The organism is Pedobacter gandavensis, assembly GCF_032677645.1.
Taxonomy (GTDB): domain Bacteria; phylum Bacteroidota; class Bacteroidia; order Sphingobacteriales; family Sphingobacteriaceae; genus Pedobacter; species Pedobacter gandavensis_A.
This window is the reverse complement of record NZ_JAVTSB010000011.1, coordinates 251,743-273,220: the sequence shown is the minus strand read 5'-3', so window position 1 is coordinate 273,220 and position 21,478 is coordinate 251,743. Positions and strand designations below refer to the sequence as shown.

Annotated in this window: 11 protein-coding genes; 7 read left to right on the top strand and 4 right to left on the bottom strand. The window is 43.2% G+C overall.

Annotated elements, in window-relative coordinates; genetic code table 11:
• Window positions 1-198: 198 nt before the first annotated feature.
• The 6 genes from R2Q66_RS19030 to R2Q66_RS19005 all read left to right on the top strand — a co-directional run bounded on the left by R2Q66_RS19030 (window position 199) and on the right by R2Q66_RS19005 (window position 9,940).
• On the top strand, window positions 199-3,201 hold the full coding sequence (locus R2Q66_RS19030; protein WP_316752001.1) for a TonB-dependent receptor: 3,003 nt from the start codon (window positions 199-201) through the stop codon (window positions 3,199-3,201).
• A gap of 40 nt (window positions 3,202-3,241) precedes the next feature.
• Complete coding sequence (locus R2Q66_RS19025) at window positions 3,242-4,750, top strand: RagB/SusD family nutrient uptake outer membrane protein (RefSeq protein WP_316752000.1); 1,509 nt, start codon at window positions 3,242-3,244, stop codon at window positions 4,748-4,750.
• A 41-nt stretch (window positions 4,751-4,791) separates the two neighbouring features.
• The gene (locus R2Q66_RS19020) at window positions 4,792-6,066 is read left to right on the top strand and encodes a family 16 glycosylhydrolase (RefSeq protein ID WP_316751997.1); all 1,275 of its coding nucleotides are present in this window, start codon (window positions 4,792-4,794) and stop codon (window positions 6,064-6,066) included.
• A gap of 24 nt (window positions 6,067-6,090) precedes the next feature.
• The gene (locus tag R2Q66_RS19015; RefSeq protein ID WP_316751995.1) at window positions 6,091-7,728 is read left to right on the top strand and encodes a beta-N-acetylhexosaminidase; all 1,638 of its coding nucleotides are present in this window, start codon (window positions 6,091-6,093) and stop codon (window positions 7,726-7,728) included.
• Window positions 7,729-7,887: 159 nt separating this feature from the next.
• Complete coding sequence (locus R2Q66_RS19010) at window positions 7,888-8,724, top strand: AraC family transcriptional regulator (RefSeq protein WP_316751994.1); 837 nt, start codon at window positions 7,888-7,890, stop codon at window positions 8,722-8,724.
• A gap of 91 nt (window positions 8,725-8,815) precedes the next feature.
• Window positions 8,816-9,940: an agmatine deiminase family protein gene (locus R2Q66_RS19005; RefSeq protein WP_316751992.1), complete on the top strand. Its 1,125-nt coding sequence runs from the start codon at window positions 8,816-8,818 to the stop codon at window positions 9,938-9,940.
• A 186-nt stretch (window positions 9,941-10,126) separates the two neighbouring features.
• On the opposite strand, the gene R2Q66_RS19000 is transcribed toward R2Q66_RS19005, so the two are convergent.
• Together R2Q66_RS19000 and R2Q66_RS18995 are read right to left on the bottom strand one after the other, a co-directional pair.
• Entirely contained in the window at window positions 10,127-11,656 is a 1,530-nt protein-coding gene (locus tag R2Q66_RS19000) for an alkaline phosphatase D family protein (protein WP_316751990.1), read from the bottom strand.
• A 16-nt stretch (window positions 11,657-11,672) separates the two neighbouring features.
• Complete coding sequence (locus R2Q66_RS18995; protein ID WP_316751989.1) at window positions 11,673-14,489, bottom strand: TonB-dependent receptor; 2,817 nt, start codon at window positions 14,487-14,489, stop codon at window positions 11,673-11,675.
• A 360-nt stretch (window positions 14,490-14,849) separates the two neighbouring features.
• Here R2Q66_RS18995 and R2Q66_RS18990 point away from each other — a divergent pair, with 360 nt between their 5' ends.
• Entirely contained in the window at window positions 14,850-15,926 is a 1,077-nt protein-coding gene (locus R2Q66_RS18990; protein WP_316751987.1) for an agmatinase family protein, read from the top strand.
• Window positions 15,927-15,997: 71 nt separating this feature from the next.
• On the opposite strand, the gene R2Q66_RS18985 is transcribed toward R2Q66_RS18990, so the two are convergent.
• Together R2Q66_RS18985 and R2Q66_RS18980 are read right to left on the bottom strand one after the other, a co-directional pair.
• On the bottom strand, window positions 15,998-18,166 hold the full coding sequence (locus R2Q66_RS18985) for an IPT/TIG domain-containing protein (protein WP_316751985.1): 2,169 nt from the start codon (window positions 18,164-18,166) through the stop codon (window positions 15,998-16,000).
• Between the two features lie 28 nt (window positions 18,167-18,194).
• The gene (locus R2Q66_RS18980; protein WP_316751983.1) at window positions 18,195-21,452 is read right to left on the bottom strand and encodes a carboxypeptidase regulatory-like domain-containing protein; all 3,258 of its coding nucleotides are present in this window, start codon (window positions 21,450-21,452) and stop codon (window positions 18,195-18,197) included.
• Between the last annotated feature and the right edge of the window lie 26 nt (window positions 21,453-21,478).

Sequence of the window (21,478 nt, the reverse complement as noted above, 5' to 3'; positions counted from 1 at the left end):
TCGCCAATTACCTAACCTAAACCAAATATTATGAAAACACCGGCATGATCATGCGCTGTTTTATTCTGAGCTAATCAGGGCCCGGTATAAAATCAGTCTGCAAGAACCGAAGGCTTCCGCAGCAGCAGGTTCCATCTTTATACGCTCCAACAAAAAACCTAATTCTTTATATAAAAAAACAAACCAATCCAGTTAATTATGATCAAAAGACTATACCCTTCTTCTTTTTTTAAACACCCTATAGCGATGAGAACGCTCCTGCTCTTAGTCGTTCTTTTCTCCGGAATTTCGGCATTTGCCCAGCAGGCGATCACAGGAAAAGTAACCGAAGACGGCGCTCCTTTACCAGGGGTTGTGGTTAGGGTAAAAGGAGCTTCCATATCCACACAAACCAATCCGGAAGGTAAGTTCTCCATCAACGCCCCTACGGATGCCACGCTGTTATTCAACTATGTGGGCATGAAAGAAAAACAAGTTCCCGTGAACAACCAGAAAGTCATCAATGTAAGTCTGGAATCAGACGTAAAGACCCTGGATGCCGTTGCCGTAATTGGTTATGGTACGCAGAAACGTAAGGACCTGACCGGATCTATTACGACCTTAAAATCTGACGCGTATAAAGATCAGCCGGTGCTCAACGCAGCCAATGCCTTGCAGGGAAGAGTAGCCGGTGTATCGGTTACCCAAAGCTCTGGAGCGCCAGGCGGACAAGCAAAGATCAGGATCAGAGGGGCCAATTCCATAGGTGGCAGCAACGAACCTCTATACATTGTAGACGGTGTAGCGCTGGGAAGTATCGGCATACAAGACCTCAATGTCAATGATATTGAAGCGATGGATGTGTTAAAAGATGCCTCGGCGACTGCCATATATGGTTCAAGAGGTGCAAACGGCGTAGTCATTATCACCACTAAAAAGGGGAAATCAGGCGCAGTAAAAGTGGCCTATAATGGTTTCGTCAACTTCAGCAGTCCAATGAAAAGATACAAACTGATGGATGCGGTGACCTATGCAAACATCGCCAATCTTACTGCAGGTGCTCCGGTGATCCCCAATCCGGAATCCTATGCGGGTAAAACCACAGACTGGCAGGAGCTGCTTTTTAAAGATGCCATCACCCAAAATCATCAGCTGTCTGTAAATGGAGGCTCAGACAATGTAAAATACTATGTTTCCGGGTTCTATACCGAACAGGATGGATTACTCGTAAATACCAACCAAAATAAATTTGGACTTCGTACCAATCTGGATGCTAAATTAAGCAATAAAGTATCCTTGGGAGTTAACCTTTTTGCACAGCGCATCAACTCTAAAAACAATGGCGTTCAAACCTCTAAAGCAAATCCGGTGATGGCTTCCATTGCATGGGCACCTACAGAACCTGTTTATGATGATGAGGCGACCAAACAATACAACCGCACCGGATTGTCGCCGATTTGGCCAAACCCTTATATGACCGGTATGGAAAGTGACAATAACGTGTTTGCAAATGTAGCCACCATGAATGCAAACTTAAAATATAACATTACCGACTGGCTAACCTTTACTTCTACTTTTGGACTAGACCTTAACCTGTCAAAAGCAGCTTCTCTTTCGAACAACTGGATTTCCCAGGGCAATATGAAATCTGCACAGAGCTTCTCCGAAAATTACAACTTCCAGAACAACAATGTCCTGACCTTTCATAAAGTATTCCATGAAAAACATGACCTTACCGTTACCGCTGTAGAAGAGAGTACGCAAAATACTTCCAATAGCTTTAGTGCCAATGGATCAGGATTAAGCACTACTTCCAATGGTTATTATAATCTAGGGCTGAACTCCGCTCAAAGTATCTCCTCAGGCTATTCACAATGGTCGATCCTATCTTTTATGGGTAGAGCGGCCTACAGTTATGATGGAAAATACCTGGCCACAGTGACCATCAGAAGAGATGGATCTTCCAAATTTCAGGGCGACAATAAATGGAGTAATTTCCCTTCTGCAAGCTTAGGATGGAACCTTTCTGAGGAAACCTTCATCAAGAAACTGAATGTCTTTTCTGCGCTAAAGCTTAGAGCTGGCTGGGGAGTTACCGGAAACCAATCTATCGCCCCATACAGTACTTTGGGTTTATTGAGCCCGGTAAATTATTCTTACGGCAGTACCAGCTCCTTCCAGGGCTATACTTTGGGTAATCCAAATACACCGGATATCAAATGGGAAACCACAAAACAGACTGATATTGGTGTGGACATGAGCTTTTTCAACAGACGTTTGAACATCACCGCAGATTACTACAATAAAAACACCACAGATCTGCTGCTCTTCACCCCTATCGACAATTACCTGGGAGGCGGCACGCTATTAAAAAACATCGGTGCAGTGAACAACAGAGGTTTTGAATTTATGGTGGATTTCAACGCCATTGACCACGAAGATTTTAAGTGGAATACGAGTTTCAATGCTGCCCTGAATAAGAATAAAGTAGTCAGCCTTGGTGATCAAACCATGATCAGACGCGCTCAGATCGGCGGTGGTTTAATTAATTCGCCAATCCAGGTCATCCAGGTGGGTCAGCCCTTGGGTTCATTTTACCTGATTCCATGGGAAGGGGTATACCAAAATGACGAGAATGGACATAAAGCCGGAGATTATAAATATACTGACGTGAGTGGAAATGGTACAATTGGCTTTGAAGACATGGTGATTTCAGGAAATGCCATGCCAAAAGTGCAATGGGGTTTCAACAATAATTTCAACTATAAGGATTTAGAGCTAAATGTATTTATTCAAGGTGCTTATGGACATCAGATGTTCAATGCCACTTATGCTGCATCAGCAATTGCCAGCAGCGATGTAGCCTATCCAACACTTGCCGAAGCGGCCAATTACTGGACTCCTCAAAACACAGGTTCGCTATGGGCAAACCCGACAAGTACTGCAAAAGAATACATTGAATCTACACAGTTCCTGCAAAACGCTGCTTATGCCAGACTGAAAAACGTCAGCTTATCCTATAATTTCCCAAAAAGCATGCTGCATTTTGGAAATGCAAAACTTACGTTGAGTGGTCAAAACTTGTTTACCATCACAAAATATAAAGGATTTGATCCTGAGGCCAGTTCAACTGCTGCAAATAGTGATTCAGATGCCGGTATTGATTTAGGGGCCTACCCTTCTCCAAAAACCTTCACCATCATGCTCAATCTAACCTTTTAAAATCAGCCGGAGATGGCATCACAAACTTAAAACTATTCAAATGAAAAAATATATCATTACCCTTCTAATACCCGCGCTACTGATCTCCTCCTGCAAGAAAGATTTCTTAAAGGAAGATCCAAAAGGAAGCATCACCCCTCAAACTTTTTACAAGACCGGCGAAGACTTGAATGCCGCCACCCTTGGAATTGCGTTAACTTATAACCTGGCCTGGAATCAGACCGGTGGCCTGGCTACCACCTTTGGCAGTGATGACATTACGACGCATGCCGGAGGAAACAAAATGGGCTTTTCGAATTTCGACACCTTTCAGGCCAATTCTTCCAACGACAGGATGGCCATTTGGTGGAACTATTTCTATAAAACCATCAAGTCTTCCAACTCCCTGATTGAAAATTATCCAAAAGCAACGGAAGCTACGGAAGTAGAGCGGAACAACTCCGCTGGTGTAGGTTATTTCTACCGCGCCATGTCCTATTTTTTCCTGACGCGTACCTGGGGAGCCGTGCCGATGCCACTACAGGCTAGCCTGGAACCGAAAACAAATGCTTTGCCACAGGAAATCTATGCATTGGTGGTTGCCGATTTACAAAAAGCAGAAACGATGCTGCCAAATGCCTGGTCAGGTCCGAGGCGACAAAACAATACCGACATCCTGCCTACAATAGGGTCCGCCAAAGCATTGCTGGCCAATGTATACCTGACTATGGCCGGCTGGCCTTTGAAACAAACCGACAAATATGACCTCGCCGCCAAAAAAGCTAAAGAAGTCATAGATGGCAAAGCGACCTGGGGTTATGGACTGGTAAATGCCTATGCTGATCTTTGGGATAAGGATTCCAGGTTCAATAAAGAAGCCGTTTTTGCCTGTTATTACAATAAAAATATGCCAAGTATCTGGAATTACGGAGACAACTGGGGTAACGGCAGTCAGATGGGACCTCCAAACTTTGCCCCTGGTGAAGAAGGTGGATGGGATGAGGCTTTCGGAGAGATTGCATTTTACAACAAATTCCCTGCTGGTCCGAGAAAAGAGGCCACTTACCAGACGGTTTACTTTTTGGGTAATGACCCAGCTAAAGCAGTAGACTACACGAAACTGACGCACAAACATCCTTATTTCTTAAAATACAGAGATGATGAATCTTACGATCCAGTTACCCATAAATTGAACGACTGGTGGGGAAGTGCAACAGTGTATATGATTCGCTATTCGGAAGTACTCCTGACCTATGCAGAAGCAAAAGCGATGTCTTCCGCTGGACCAGATGAAACCGCTTACCAGGCCATCAATGAAGTGAGACTCAGAGCCGGTCTTGGTGAATTAGCCAAAGGTTTAAACCAAACTGATTTTAGAAATGCGGTCATCGCAGAGAAAGGCTGGGAATTTGCCGGTCCGGAGCCTGCAGCAAGATGGTTTGACCTGATCAGAACGGAAACAGTAGCCAAAGCAAGCGCAGACCGCGACCCATCTGAACTTCCATTGAAAGGGAAACCGAATGATGCTACACATGAATTTTACTGGTCTCCATTGCCTATCATTAAATAAACCTTAATCAATATCAACCAATCATCCCTAAACCAAAAATCATGAAAATCATGAACCTCCTGATGGGCAGCTCCATCCTGTTATTTTCTTGTTCGAAAACACTGCAGCCTGGTCAGGATCTGGCCGGCAGTAAAAAACAGGCAAGCACCGCGACTACAGCTGCTGCGCTGCAAAACACGGGGCTTGCTGCCCTTAGTTCTTCCTGGGACCTCGTTTTTTCCGATGAGTTTAACACTACCGGAAGCTTCGACACCAGCAAATGGACCTATTGTACAAGGTGGTCCCCTGCATGGGCGAAATACCTGACCTCCACAACAGATTATGTGTCTCAGAATGGAAGCGATCTCGTGTTGAAAATGGACAATGCAGTGATCGCCGGAGATCCGGTTCCCTACCATTCAGGAGGAATTCAGACTTCTACAAAGTTCAGCTTCCTTTACGGAAAGGTGGAAGTCCGGGCGAAGTTTAAACAAGGACAAGGTTCATGGCCTGCCATCTGGATGATGCCGGAAACGCCTGTGGCTTATGGAGACTGGCCAAACAGTGGTGAAATAGACATCATGGAGCATGTAAACTATGAAAATTCGATGCACCAGACGATCCACAATGGCGCAGTAACCGGTCCATCCGGCGGCAGTTCTGCCACAAAAACGACCGCTTACAATACTGCCGATTACAACATTTATGGCATCATCTGGAGCCCTTCTTCGATTCAGTTTTATGTGAACAATGTGCTCCAGTATACCTATACGAGACCGGCCAATGCCACCACTGCACAATGGCCATTTGACAAGCCGTTTTACCTGATTTTAAATCAATCCGGTGGCGCAGGATGGCCTGGCGCAATTACCAATACCGACCTTCCTTTTAACATGAACGTGGATTATATCAGGGTGTATAAGGAAGTGCCTGTCTTGGGAAATCCTGGTTTTGAGGACACTGCATTAGCGCCATGGGGCAATTGGAATCCTGCAGGAAATACCGCTGTCGTGACTACCAATTTCCGTTCCGGTGCAAAAGCGATCAGACAGCAAGGCGGCGAGACTTCGTTAGAGCAAGTGATTACTGGCCTCAGTCCAAATACCACCTACATTTTTGGAGGTTATGGAAAGGTAGGTACCGCTGGAGAATCCGCGATGTTTGGCGTTAAAAACTATGGCGGTGCGGCAGTAAACACCGCAATTACCGCAACTAGCTATACCAATTCCTCTGTTACTTTCAGCACCGGAGCCACCAATTCTTCCGTTACCGTTTACATGTATAAGCCGGTTGCGGGCACCGCCTATGGCGATGACTTTTACTTCAATAAATTATAATTCTATAGCGTTAAACACACACAAATGAACAAGTTCCTTCTTTGCATTTTTACTTTACTGCTGTTAAAAGCAGAACTATTTGCCCAAATTAATATCATCCCTCAACCCCTGGAAGTCAATAGTACTTCCAAGGGTTCTTTTAACTTGTCGGACAAGACTCCTGTGGTCTTTAAGCAGCAAGATTTAGCGAAATCAGCGGCTTTTTTAAACGATTATCTGAATCAGTTTTATGGATTTGGTCTGAAAAACAACAGCAAGACTGCTGTAAAAGGGATTTACCTCGCGCTGAACAATAAAACAAGCAAAACTAGTGAGACCAGCAAAATTGCAGAAAGGAGTAAAACTACTGGAAACTACTCCCTTGAAGTAAAAAAGGAAGGTATTTTCATTACCGCTGGCACTGAGGAAGGTGTTTTCTACGGTATTCAAACCTTAATTCAACTACTGGATCCAAGTACAAAAGAGAAAACATTGGCTATACCTTTTGTGAAAATCAAGGACGAGCCAAGGTTCCAATACCGCGGAATGCACCTGGATGTAGCCCGTCATTTTTCTACAGTGTCTTTTGTAAAAAAATACATTGACTACCTGGCGCTTCACAAGATGAACTATTTCCACTGGCATTTAACAGACGATCAGGGCTGGAGAATTGAAATCAAAAAGTACCCAAAACTGACGGAACTAGGTTCTATCCGCAAAGGAACGATCACTGGTTTCTTACCTGGTAACGGAAACACGAATAAACCTCATGGAGGATTTTACACCCAGGAGGAAATCAAAGCAGTGGTTAAATATGCTGCAGACCGTTACATTACGGTCATTCCAGAAATCGAAATGCCTGGCCATGCTTCCGCAGCATTAACGGCTTACAGTTATTTAGGATGTACCGGCGGGCCATACAAAGTTCAGGAAACCTTTGGTGTTTTTGACGAGGTTTTCTGTGCGGGAAACGAGCAGACTTTTACTTTTTTCCAGGATGTGATGGATGAAGTCGTTGCCCTTTTCCCTGCTAAATATATTCATATTGGCGGTGACGAATGTCCGAAAACCAGCTGGAAGAAATGTCCGAAATGTCAGCAGCGCATGAAAGACCACCAGCTGAAAGATGAACATGAATTACAAAGTTACTTTGTACAGCGCATGGAGAAATACATCAATTCAAAGGGGAAAAGCATTATTGGATGGGACGAGATACTGGAAGGTGGCCTCGCTCCTAATGCAACAGTAATGAGCTGGCGCGGTGAAGAAGGTGGTATTGAAGCGGCAAAACAAAATCATTATGCCATCATGACCCCTGGAAACTATATGTATTTTGATTACGCCCAAACTGCTAAAAGAGATTCATTAACGATGCCGGGTCTGACTACTTTGGAAAAGGTATACAGCTATGAGCCGATTCCTGCTGGTCTTCCTTTGGAATCCAGAAAATACATTCTTGGCGCACAAGCAAATGTCTGGACGGAATACATGAACAACCCTTCAAAAATAGAGTACATGATTTTCCCGCGGATGTCTGCGCTAAGTGAAGTGTTATGGAGCACTAAGGAAAGCAGGGACTGGACTTCATTTGAAAATCGCCTCAAACTGCAGTTTAACCGTTACAAACGCTGGGGCGCAAATTATTATAAAGACGTACTGGAGAACTCCGGTAAGGCAAAATAATCAACCCTATTTTAAGACACAAAGGCGGTATTTTGCATGCCCCTGGAAAGTTAACTACTTTCCAGGGGCATTTTTTTTCTCCTGTTCGCTTAAAGCCGATCTTAGTTCCGGGCACCTTTTTTGATTAGAAATTCTATTCATCCATGAACGGCATAAAAAATGAATAAAGAGGCATCTGCAAACCTGAATTGCGTTTACAATACCATTAGCCTTATTGAAAAAAACTACGATCAGGTGATTTCTATTGAGGAGCTGGAGGATGTCTCTCATTATTCCTACAGAAACATTCAAAGGATATTTAAATATACGTGTGGAGAAACGGTTGGTGCTTATCAGAAACGGCTGAAGGTAGAGAATGCTTATAAGATGATGATTTATACCCGTGCTAATATTTCTTCTATTGCCTTAAAAGTAGGATTTGCCAACCTGGCCTCATTTTCAAAAGCCTTTAAACAGCATTTCGGCATTGCCCCAAAAGAAGCAAAATCTCAAAAGAACCCATTGATGACCAAAGCTGAAATCTTTCCGGTTGAAGCAGCACATTTGTTAAAACCGAAAATTGTCTACCTCAGACCGCTAACCGTCTATTATGGAACTGCTTTTATCAGCTATATAGATGAAGAAATAGAAGAATTATGGGATAAGTTTATGCAAAATGAGTTTCCGGAACATGGAAATGAATTTTATGGAATTATAGCCGATGAGCCTTTGATAAGGGAAAACCTCAAATGCAGGTACGATACCTGCTCCGCGATGCAGGCAAAGAACTTTCGCCTGCCTTCGAAAACAATAGGCGGAGGGAAATATGCTCAGTTTATACACCCGGGGGGATATGAAACAATCGAAGACACCTATACACAGATCTATTCAGGCTGGATTTTGGAAACCGAACTAGAGTTTGGCCCTTCACCTGTAATCGAAAAATACATCAGACACCCAGGTAATACAGCCATGGCTGAAGAGCAGCTGACCTATATATTGCTACCGTTGAATTGAAATATCAGATTGTCAATTTTGGACAACAATACGGGTAATGGTCTGTATAGTTTTGCAGTACCAAAATCTTATTATTTAAATCATGAACAAAATGGCACTTACATTAATGATCTTATCGACCCTGTTTTTTTCCTGCGCAAAAGAAGGTGCAGACAATGGCACAGATATCGGACCTGGCACTCCCGCCGATTCTACCATATCGTACATCATGCCTGAGGAGTCTGCTCCCCATGAAGGTACCTGGCTACAATGGCCACATGAATACCAATATGGCAAAACTTACCGCAACCGCCTGGATGAAACCTGGGTGGCGATGACCAAAGCACTGGTACAAGGTGAAAAAGTGCATCTTGTAGTCTATGATCAATCTGAAAAGGAAAGGGTGACCGGGCTGCTGACCAATAACCATGTTCCTCTTGCGAATGTGGATTTTATGATCAGAAAGACAGATGATGTTTGGGTGCGCGACAATGGTCCTGTATATGTAAAGGATAAAAACGGGAAACTGTTGATCCAGGATTGGGGATTTAACGGTTGGGGCAAAAAAGCAGACTACAAAAACTGTAATCAGGTCCCTTCGGAAATAGCGCTCGATAGGAACACGCCGCGAATAGACCTCAATAACGTGATGATCAACGAGGGAGGAAGTGTGGAAATTGATGGAAACGGAGTTTTAATGGCCTGCAAAAGCTCAATATTAAACGACAATAGAAATCCCGGGATGACACAGCAACGGGCTGAAGCCATATTCACCAAATACCTTGGCGTTACCAAATTTATCTGGCTGGAGGGTAAAGCCGGTTTGGATATCACAGATATGCACATTGATGGTTTTGCGAGATTTGCGAACAATTCGACCATCGTTACCATGTCTGAAGATGATCTTGCGTATTGGCAGGTGCCTGATAAGGACATCACTATATTGTACAATGCGACAAATAAAACTGCTTCCGCCTATAAATTTGTAGAGGTACCGCTGACCAAAAATGAAGTGGTAACGAAGTACGGTAAAGATGTAGGAAAAGGTTCTTATGTTAACTATTACATTGGGAATAATGTGGTACTCGTTCCTAACTATAACGATCCGAATGATGCTGTTGCCAATAACATCATTCAGAAGCTCTACCCAGGGAGAAAGGTTATCGGTATCGATTGCCGTAACTTATTCGCTAACGGCGGAATGGTTCACTGTGTAACACAACAACAACCGAAGTAAGCCCTGTAATCATAAGACCAACAACACCTGGGCTGGACTACTGAAGTTGCCATTAGCTTCCATATAGGGAGAAAATCAGTATATGATGAAAGAACATCATAAAAGAGGTTTGATAAATAACACCCTCATGGGGAGCAGTCAAAACAGGGAGTAAAGGCTGCTTTCCCATAAAAGGTGTAAAAATATTTAGTTAGAAGTGATGCCAAACGTTTCTGCGTCAAGAATAAATGAGGCGGATTTATGCTCATTAGCAACATTTGTCAGCAGGTTATCTACAAAGTAATAATCTATCTGCATGCGTTTTTTGTTCATTGTAGCAATAAAATAGCCGTGGCTTTTAATGTCACCATAAACTAAATGAGGGTTAATATCCTTGTTATGGAGCATCTTTTCAAACGCCGCGATTTCTGACTCAGATCGTCTGTCAGCATTCTTCGAAGTTATAGAAGGTGTGAGCAGTTCCCATGCCAATGGCCTTTGCCGGTAGCTTTTGGTATACTCCATAAACTTATCCTCTTGATGTACAGCCAGTACAAATGACTCATGATGATCTCCGGTTAGAAAGATGGCATTACCTACTTTTTCCCTTTCCAGCAGGTCCAATACTTTAGCCCTTTCGTATGGATAGCCTAACCACCAATCGTTATATTTTGGCAATTTGAAACCTTTAGCTACCGCATAGCCCGAAAACATGACCTGGTTTCCAATCAATTTCCAGGTGGCCTTACTCTTTTTCAACTCATTAGCCAGCCAGCTATATTGACTCTCGCCAATAATTTGCCTTTCCTCCGCATTAAAACCAGGGTTGGTATTGTCCATTTGACGAGTACGGTCACTACTTCTTTCATCCATCAGATAAAGCGCAATCTCATCACCAATTTCAAATTTCCGGCGAACCTCAGTGGCATTTTTTGCTCTGATTGGCATCCACTCCAGATAGGCTTGTATGGCTGCTTTTTTCCTTACATCCCAGGTTCCTTCATTTGGCTGGTGATTCTTTGCACCATTTTTATAAGCATCATTTGCCAGCTCATGGTCATCCCAGATCAGATAAAAAGGCTTTTTAGCATGCAAAGCCTGTAAATCCTGATCGGTTCTGTATAACGCATACCTGGTTCTATAATCTTGCAGTGTCAAAATTTCATGCTTTGGCTCATTGATACGGCCCGATGCAGGATTTCCATACTCCCCCGTCGCATATTCATAAATATAATCCCCAAGATGGAGCACCAAATCTACTTCAGGTTTTTGGGCAAGAAACCGGAATGAATTAAAATATCCATCCTCCCAGTTGTTACAACTCACAACCGCCATGCTAAAATCAGCGCCGTTCAATTCTTTTGGCAAAGTTTTCGTCTCTCCGATTTCGGACATCATTTGCTGGTAGGAGAACCTATAGTAATAGGTACACCCGGCCTTCAGCCCTTTCACATCTACCTTTACAGTATAGTCTGAATGCGCTGAAATTTCAGTCCTCCCCTTCTTCACTACATTCAGGAACCCTGGATCGGTAGACACTTCCCAACCCAATGCAGTATCAGCATAATTGATGGGACTTATCCTCGTCCAGATAATTACCCGATCCTGCAGGGGATCGCCTGAAGCAACACCATGCTGGAAATAGTTCCTTTTAAAATCAACGCTCTCCGCCATCAGTCTCGACACAGGAACGAGTAAGACTGCTGATAACACGAATTTTCTTCTGGATATTTTCATTACAGATCTACTTTTGTTAGAAACTCCAGTTTACACCTACACGCCCCCTGGCAGAATAATATTCCACCTGTTCAGGTCGGCTTTTAACACCATGATAATAGCGAAGCGCTGCATTGGTCAGGTTGTTTGCATCCAGAAACAAAGTGATGTTCTTTGGGAAATTGTAGGACGTATTCAGGTCAAGGTGGAAATCTTTATCCTGGTACCGGTCTGCCCCACTATTGTCACGAACTTCTACGAGAAAAGCCTGACGATAATTGGCGGCAATACGGAATGAAAAACGATCTTTTTCATAAAACAGCGCTGCATTGATGATGTTCGGCGACTGGTTTAGCAAGCCAATTTTTTCATCTGGACGGTCATTAATCGTGGTTTCCGATTTAGTATAGGTATAGTTCAAATTAATACCCAACCCACTCAGTATGCCTGGAAGGAACGTTAATTTCTGGTTATAGCCCAGCTCAATTCCATAAAGTTTGGCATTATCTGAGTTTAAAGGCTGTGACACCTTGTAGCTTGCAGTTGTACCATCTACAGTCTGACTTTGATTAAAGGACTGTGTGTACACCGCATCTTTGATTTTCTTGTAGAACAAACCTCCGGTTAAATAGCTCGTATTGCTTAGGTAATAACTACCAATCAAGTCATAGTTCCAGGAGAAAGTTGGACGTAAATCCGGATTCCCAAGGGCCACAGTCAGTGTATTTGGATTTACCCTTGTTGTTGGACTAATTTCATTAAAAGAAGGTCTTGCAAAAGTGCGGGTAACCGCTGCACGCAGGTCCGTTTTGTCATTTGGCTTGTAAATAAAATGTAACATCGGAAGAACTGCAGGCACACTTTTACTCCCTGAAACCGGACTTACCTTTTTCGTAATGTCATTATAAACATAGCTATTAGATATAGCTGAAGTATGCTCAAAGCGCATCCCGCCAACGATTTTCCATGCTGCGTTCAAACCCCATTCGCCCATAGCATAACCTGCACTGACTTTTTCCGTTGCATCATAATTACCTGTAGCATAAGAAGAATTAGTAGCATCGTTTAACGTATAAGTTAAATTCGCTCCAACCTTAGGAATACTGTAAGGGTTGATAAAAGATGCTGCGGTCGGGTAATCAAATTTCAGGTTATCATAAGTATTGTTTAGCTCAGGAAACCAGTTCTTTGCAGGAAAGGCTTCTTTTTCCCATAATCCAAGATATGCTTTTGGAGCGGTGGTTTTATAAACCCAGGTGGCATAACGATAATCATAGGTACTGGTTTTATGTCTGAATTTTCCACCGAATTTCAAGAGCAGGTTATTTAATAGCTGATACTTAAAATCTACGGCAGCCACCTTATCATTATCGCTCACATTACGGATAGAGGTCACAAATCTATCCAGATAATAATTATCTGCACTGTAAGGTGTAGTTGCAGAGAAATGCGTTTGTACATTGTTCGGATCATCACCTTCATAACCTGCAGGGCCATCTCCTTTTAAGAACTTATAATCTTTTCCATCTACATTAACCATGTTGTCGTATTTTACGGTCTGTACCCAGTTGCCATAATAATAGCCTCGTAAATCCTTTGTAGCAGAAGACGGCCCCTTATAACCTGCCCATGATTTATACCAGGCAGCACGTGCATTCATGCTGAGTTTGGCACTAAGCGTGGACTCAATACCAGCTTCCCCACCATAATTCTTAAAATAATAGTCTACAACATTCCACCTTAAAACCGCATTGTTGGTTGCGCGATCAAAATAGTGCATGGTTTTACGGTTTCGCTCATTATCCAGCAATTCCGTATAATACCCTCTCGCATATACTTTAGTGCCGGGTGCAAGGCGATAATCTACTGCCGCATTCAGTCCTTTATTAGTCCGGGTTCCCTGATAGTTTCTAACATCAAGACTGTTCACATTGTGAAGCTGATTTCCATAGCCTACCTCATAATCATCTGTACCATAAGTACGTTGGTTGACCGTACCCAGCACTAAAAATCCGAATTTATCGTTTAGCAACCGGTCTCCATATAACAAGCTACCGTTATAACCTAGCTTATCATTTGGTCTTTCAGCATAAGGCAAAGCGCCCATGATACGGAATGTTCTTTTCTCAGGAGAAGTACGTGGAATAAAGTTAATTGTACCACCGATAGCATCCCCTTCATATTCCGGGGTAATTGCCTTGATGACTTGTATGTATTGAATAAACTCCGATGGCAATAAATCCATTGGAACGGTACGGTTCCCCAGCAGATCGCCTGATGTTTTAGCTGCAGGCATACGATCCCCGTTAATGGTGGTAGAGCTCCATTGAGATGGTGTACCTCTTACGGTTACATAACGACCTTCCCCCTGATCACGGTCTATACTCACACCGGGTATCCGCTGTACAGCTTCTGCAGCATTGATATCAGGAAGCTTACCAACCGCATCTGCACTGGCAACATCCATAATGGCGCTTGAATTTCTTCGCATCGCGATGGCTTTACGTTCTCCGGAGCTATACATTCCCTGAATTTCCACCTGTTGTAAATCTCCATTTGGGCTGAGGTTTATATTGCCTAAATTGGTTGTCTTACCATTGATCATATGAATCAGCGTATCCACTTTTCGGTATCCGACCATAGTTATGGAGATCTTGTGGAATCCTTCTGGTAATGAGATAGAGAATGTTCCGTCCAGTCCCGAAAGCTTTTGTATTTTTAGTTCGGTAACGCTGACGGTGGCGAAGGCAATTGGGTTGCTGCCATCAATAACAGTTCCCCTCAATGTACCCTGAGCATAAGAAATACTTAAACACAGGAAAAACACAGCAATTGTTAGATAAAAATATCTCATAGCAATTACTGATTAAAAAGTGGTTGATTTATGAACTGATAATTGAAGAAACTACGCGTTTCCATCTGCAGAAAGGCCAGTACCTGATTTTTTTGTTTAAAGTAGAAGTTATCCATGCTTTAGAAGTTTATGATTAAACATTGTTTAGCAAAACTAAACTTTGTTTACAACCATAAACCTACCTCAGCATTAAGTTTATGTTAAATTAAACCATCACCTTCTCTTGGTCATTTTTTGGAAAGGCTTTAAATTTATAAATGAGCACACCTTCTTGGTTATATAATGTAATCGAATATTTGACGCGGGGCCAAAGCTCATTAAAGATTTTTTATATTTGCAGCTCAATTAGTGAATCATAAAATGTCGACAAAGCAAACAAAAATTGAGAATTTCGATCCATCACAACCTGGATTGCCAGATTCAAGTATATATGGATTACCATTTACAGCAGAAGAAAGTGATATTATTATTATACCAGCACCCTGGGAAGTAACTGTAAGTTATGGTAGTGGCGCAAGTAATGGTCCTGAAGCTATTTTAAATGCCTCATTTCAAGTAGACCTATTGCACCAGGAATTTCCTGATTTGTGGAAATTAGGGATTTTCATGGACGAAGCTCCTGAACATTGGTCTCAAAACAGTGAAAAATATAAAAGTTTAGCCTTACCCATTATTGAAGCTTTGGAAAACGGTGTTGATATCAATACAGTACCTCAATTACAAAGTGATTTAGCGGAAATAAACAAAGCCTCAGCACAGTTCAATTCCGAGGTAAAAGAACGCGCCTTATATTGGATGAATCAAGGTAAAAAAGTGATCTTACTGGGTGGAGACCATTCTACACCGATGGGATTTTACCAGGCCTTAGCAGAAAGACACGCCTCCTTTGGAATCCTGCACTTTGATGCACACATGGACCTGCGTAATGCTTATGAAGGCTTTACTTATTCCCATGCCTCCATTATGTTTAACGCCATTAAACTCCCACAAATAGAGAAAATTGTACAAGTAGGTATTCGTGATTTTAGCGAGGGAGAACTGGAAGCGGTTCAAAACTCTGGTAAAGTTAAAGTATTTACAGATACTGATTTAAAAGGCAATAATTTTGAAGGAAAGAACTGGAAAGATCAATGCGATGAAATTCTGGCTCATTTACCTGAAAACGTTGCAGTAAGCTTTGATATTGATGCCTTACAGCGTTGGTACTGTCCAAATACAGGAACTCCGGTACCAGGCGGTCTATCTTATGAGCAAGCGACTTACTTATTGACTAAGTTGGCTAATAGCGATAAAAACATTATCGGTATCGACCTGGTTGAAGTAGCACCAGGTGAAGACGATTGGGATGGTAACGTAGGTGCCCGACTATTGTTCCATTTGTGTGGCGTATTTGCCAAAAACAATCAATTGGCAACAGGCGATAAAATTATTTTTTAGTGAAAACAGCATAAAAAAACAGCCTGTTGACTATGAGATCAACAGGCTGTTCTCTTTAAAAGCCGAACTGTTTACTTCAGAAACACTTTTCTTATCGCCTTATTCTGGGCATCCAGGATGTAAATATTGCCATCTTTATCAACGGCCATATCATCCATTGAACCGATTTTTGCCTGGGAGAATGCACCATCAGCAAATCCAGGATTCAATTTCACAAGCGTTGAAACTTTTCTGCTGTTCACATCAATCTCTCTTAATGCATAATTGTACCTGTCACCGGCAATCAATTTACCAGGACCATATATCGCCAATCCACCTCCAATACTGTTGAATCTTACAGAGAGTCCTGCTCCGTCCTGATACCCTGGATCAGAACTACCTATGAAATAACCTTCATTTCCAGCTCCGGCAGCGATACGTGAAACTGCATTGTTACTACTTGAACCAGAATCTACATAATAAAGATTTCCATTCGCATCTACTACCGCCTTAGCCATTGGCCAGGATGGCCCGCTAATTTTCGAATAGCCACCCGCAGTATTTACTTTGTTCATCCCTGCATAAGCAGCCACAACATTTACATACAGATTACCTGCATTGTCGAATGTCATCAAACCAGGTGAAAACCCGGAAACATAGACCGTATTTTGTCCGGATGGTGTGATCTTCCTGATGTGGTTACGTCCAATATCCGACACATATATATTGTCCTGTTTATCGATAACCACCCCATAAGGCGTATCAAAAACAACATCCGCACCATTGATTTGTAAAACACTGACTACACCTGCTGGCGTAATCTTTTTCACCAGATGATTCAACCTGTCGGCCACATAGATATTGCCAGAATTGTCTACTGCTATTCCGGCCATGAAACCTCCAAAAGTATCACTGTTAGGTCCACCAGCTAGTGTCAGCATTCCTGCTCTTCTAAAATCCTGTGGTGCCAGGGCTTCTTCCCCATCCACCACTACTTTTAGATCACCGGTGCTTAAGCCTGCCGGTGCATCCAGTACCAATGTATTTTCTGTGGCGGTTTTTACAGTTGCCAATAAGCCGTTAAAGTATACCTTATTGTTTACCGCGCTGCTGCTAAAACCCGATCCTTTAATTGTCACTGTGGTACCAGCCAGACCGTTATCCGGACTTACCGAAAGGATACCGAGCGTTTGGTCTTTAAACTGAGGACCATTCGTCGCCTGATCATTCACGACCACTTTTACCAATCCAGTCCCTGTACCGCCTGGCACTAACAACTTAATCTGGTTTTCTGTGGCAGACTGAACGGGAATCTCAATTCCATTAATGAACACTTTATTTTCGTCCAGTACCGTACTAAACAAAGCACCGGAAATGGTCATTTCGGCACCTTTTGGTCCGCTTAAAGGTGTTACGATTTGAATTGATGGCGAGGCTACTACCGTAAAGACAGGTCCAGCAGTTTTCTGACCATTGATATTTACAGAAAGTGGTCCGGTTTTAACCCCATCAGGGGCCAGCACAACCAGTTTTTCTTTCGTTGCTTCCAATACGGTCGCCGTTGTTCCGTTAAAATCGATCTGGTTACCTTCCGCTAATTCTTCAAAACCAACCCCATTAATCGTCACTTTTGTGTTTTTACCACCGCTTAAAGGTTTAATGCTGCTAATCGCCTGATAAGTGAAATTCTGACCTTTCGCTTCCTTGCCGTCCACCTTCACTACGATCGGCCCGAAACCTGCGTCTAAAGGCACTTCGGCAACGATAATCTCGTCAGATACGCTGACCACCAATGCCGGTTTTCCATTGATAAAAACCGTAGCCGGCCCGGTGGTACTGCTGAAACCCGCTCCGGTAATCCGGATCTGAGAACCCGCAGGTCCGTTGGCGGGGAATACATTTTGGACGCTTAAAGCCTGGTAGATATATTGCCCCAGGTTAAAATCACGTGAATCATATTTCAGTGCCAATGCACCGGTTGCGCCACCTTCCGGCATCCGAACCACGATGTTGCTTTCTGTGGCACTGATCACTTCCGCCGCTTTTCCGGAAATGGTAGCCGAGTACAAACTGAGATCAGTTCCAAAACCCTCGCCAACAATGGAAACCAGGGTCCCTGCATTCCCACTATTGGGGTAATAGCTGTCTATCTTGAAAGGCACCACAGGCACTGCTACCTTATCCTTTTTACAAGCGCCAATAAACAGCAGGAAGCACAGCATCATGCCAATACTAAAATTCCATTTGTGTTGAATATTCATCTTTTTATGACTTAATTTCTAAAATAAACTAAAAGCTATACCTCAATCCCAACTGCATTTGCGCTCTCGATCCGAAGTAATCTATACTATATGGCTGACCAGGGTTGTTAAAAGTAAAAACAGGATAATTACCCTCATTTTGCTGTGGTGGAAACAACGAAGGCGTTAAACCTACACTGCTGGTGGAATTAAAAGTGTTTGGCGAGAAATACTGAATGCCCCAGGTCTTGCTGATCAGGTTGGTGATATTCATAACATCTACCGTAAAGCTTAAAGACCGGGATTTCGCAGCGTTCACAAACAACTCATGGGAAAGGTGTAAATCTGCCTGTACATTCCAGGGTGTTCTGCCTTTATTCCGCTCCGTATACCTGCCTCTTCTACTGCTCAGGTATTCATTCCCATCAATAAACTGATTGAATGCTACGGCTTGCTGAACCGCAGTCTGAGTAGAAATATCCTTAAAATAACGGATCGCTTCCGCTCTTAAAGGGATGTAAGTTAAACTCAGCTGCTGTGGTAATCCCTGGATATTGCCGTTTACGATCCCATAAGTAAAAGGGCTCCCCGATTGCGCACTGAAAAACAAACTGATATTGGTTCTACCCGCTCTGCTCCATTCGTAATTATAACTGATGGTAGACACAATACGGTGGCGAATGTCAAAATTACTGGCGCTTAGTGTTGGGTTGTTTGGAATCAAAGCCTGATTCAATTGCCAGTTACTTTCCATGGAGTTACGCACCCCATTGCTCAGGTCTTTTGATTGTCCGTAGGTATAAGAACTGCTCAGATTTAGCCCATTGATGAATGTTCTGGCAATGGTACCAGTCAGGCTGTAACGATAGCCTTCTTTGGTATTGCTCAGCAGGTAAATATTGGAGAAACGTGGATCTACTACACCACCATAAACCGGCTGCTGCTTTTCTTTATCGTAACCATAATAAAGGGGATTGTCTTTGGTATTCAACTGCTGGAACAACACGTCTTTTAAGTTTTTAGTGTACATTCCTTCTACCGTAAATCGCCAGTTATTTGCTGTTTCGTAATCGATGCCTAAACTTCCACGCAATACCTGAGGCATTTCAAAACCATTATCCACCAGGTCGACTTGTGTACGACCGCTATTTGGATTATTGATAACTGTTCCGTTTTGTTCAATAAATCCGGCTATGCCATTCGGACTTGGTTTAATTGGATCTGTGCCTGGCAAGAACGCCTGCTGATCGGCCCTCTGATCAATCGCACCAAAAGTATTTCCGGTATTATAATAGGCATAAGCTAACCATGCAAAGGGAATCCGGCCGGTAAACATTCCTACTCCTCCTCTAAAGATTAATTTTTGATCACCCAATGCATCGTATCTGAAACCTAACCTTGGCGACAATTGCACCTTGTTTAAGAATTTGTTGTTGATTCGGTTCAGTGGTGTGTAGGTGTAAGTGCTTCCAAAATACGGGTCTGCATTAATATCGCGAACCTTATCGCTTAAAGTCGGCATGCCTGGCAAATTCACGAAATCAGCACGTAATCCTGGCGTGATGCGTAATTTATCACTGATCCTGATTTCGTCCTGCACATATAAACTGTACATATTGACGTTGAAATCCGCTGCCGGATTCGCCATCAAGTAATCTCTGCTATTGTTGAAATAATTGTAACTGCCTCTTACACGGTAAGGATTGTTGTTCGTAAAATCTTCAATACTCTGATAATCCACACGACCATTCCAGGCATTTACGAAACCATATTGAATGTTATACAGCTCGTTATGCGTCCCGATCAAGAACTTGTGACGCCCTTTTGTCCAGTTTAAGTTTGCGGTAAATTCCCAGGTTTTCTGTTTCATATTGAAGATACTCGCTTCGCGATCTGTCCCTAAATAAATGGTAGTTCCTGGTGTGCGCCCCATAATCTGCACTTGCGGCAAGGTTGGGTCGCTTAGTGGATCCCTGTTGTCATTTACATGGGTAAAACCGACTAACAAATTACCGGAAAGCTCATTATTGAATCTGCTTTTCAGCTCAGCAACCGTACTGGTCTGGTTGTTTTCCTGTAGAAAAGCCATGCTGCTGAACCGGAAATCCTGCTGATCGCGATCCATGTGGGTCGCCTTACTGAAAATCGTATTATTTCTAACTGCCAGCTGATGTTTATCGCTGATGTTCCAATCTAAACGGTTAAAGAATTTCTGCGATTTGCTCCAATTGGTGTATACGTCGGCAGTACCAGCGTCAAAGATGCTTCCATACCGGTTTTTCACGGTATTTGCAATGGATTTCGCATCTGCTACACTGAAAATAGCATCGGTTTCCGCAGTGCCTACAAACAATTGAGTCGGGTCCTGACGTCGGGTAATCTCTTCATTACTAAAAAAGAAGAGCTTGTTTTTGATGAAGGGAAAACCTATACGGAAACCTGCCTGGTAATCGTAGAAATCATTGTTCATTTTACCCAGACCACCTACCCGATCCTTGCCGGTAATTGCAGCATTTCTTCCTAAGCCATACACGGAACCTGTAACCGTGTTGGTACCGCTACGCGTTACAGCATTGACCGATCCACCGGTAAAGTTTCCGATTTTCACATCAAAAGGTGCCAGGTAAACCTGCATGTCTTCTATGGCATCCAGAGAAACCGGATTGGTCCGGGTGCTGCTGCCGTTCATGCCTGAAGTACCGGTTTGTCCGCCTTGTGAAGGGCTAAAACCAATGGCATCGTTGTTTACGGCCCCATCAATAGTCACGTTATTGTACCTGAAATTGGTTCCGCCGAAACTATTGTCGCGGCTGCCCTGAGGGGTTAAACGGGTGATATCAGTGATACTTCTGCTGATCGTTGGCATATTTTTCACCTGCTCCGAGCTGATGTTTTTACCGGTTCCGTAATTGCCCGCTTTCTGGCGGACGGTTTTTCTGGCGGATATATCTACGCCTTTCAGCTCCTGTGACGCTTCCAGCAAGACAAAGTTGAGCTGCTGACTGCCACCCAGACGAACTGAAATGTCATTTCGCACTGCATTCTGCATCCCCATCGTAGAAACGGTCACCAGATATGCTGCGCCAATACGCAGGTTATTCAGGAAATAACGACCGTCTTTATCCGCCGACATGGCGTAACGGGTACCCGATGGCGTGTGAACTGCTACAACCGTAGCACCAGGCACCGGTAATCCTTTGGCATCTTTCACCTGTCCGGTTAAGGAGCCACTTGTTTCTTGCGCCATGCTATAAAACGACACCAACATCAGGGCGCAAAGCATAACGACTGAATATATTTTCTTCATTTTTTAAGTTTAATTGTGTTACGAAG

Coding starts and splice junctions, on each gene's coding strand:
- R2Q66_RS18980 (WP_316751983.1), bottom strand. CDS start 21,452: ATGAAGAAAATATATTCAGTCGTTATGCTTTGCGCCCTGATGTTGGTG.
- R2Q66_RS18985 (WP_316751985.1), bottom strand. CDS start 18,166: ATGAATATTCAACACAAATGGAATTTTAGTATTGGCATGATGCTGTGC.
- R2Q66_RS19025 (WP_316752000.1), top strand. CDS start 3,242: ATGAAAAAATATATCATTACCCTTCTAATACCCGCGCTACTGATCTCC.
- R2Q66_RS19000 (WP_316751990.1), bottom strand. CDS start 11,656: ATGAAAATATCCAGAAGAAAATTCGTGTTATCAGCAGTCTTACTCGTT.
- R2Q66_RS19015 (WP_316751995.1), top strand. CDS start 6,091: ATGAACAAGTTCCTTCTTTGCATTTTTACTTTACTGCTGTTAAAAGCA.
- R2Q66_RS19020 (WP_316751997.1), top strand. CDS start 4,792: ATGAAAATCATGAACCTCCTGATGGGCAGCTCCATCCTGTTATTTTCT.
- R2Q66_RS19005 (WP_316751992.1), top strand. CDS start 8,816: ATGGCACTTACATTAATGATCTTATCGACCCTGTTTTTTTCCTGCGCA.
- R2Q66_RS18990 (WP_316751987.1), top strand. CDS start 14,850: ATGTCGACAAAGCAAACAAAAATTGAGAATTTCGATCCATCACAACCT.
- R2Q66_RS19030 (WP_316752001.1), top strand. CDS start 199: ATGATCAAAAGACTATACCCTTCTTCTTTTTTTAAACACCCTATAGCG.
- R2Q66_RS18995 (WP_316751989.1), bottom strand. CDS start 14,489: ATGAGATATTTTTATCTAACAATTGCTGTGTTTTTCCTGTGTTTAAGT.
- R2Q66_RS19010 (WP_316751994.1), top strand. CDS start 7,888: ATGAATAAAGAGGCATCTGCAAACCTGAATTGCGTTTACAATACCATT.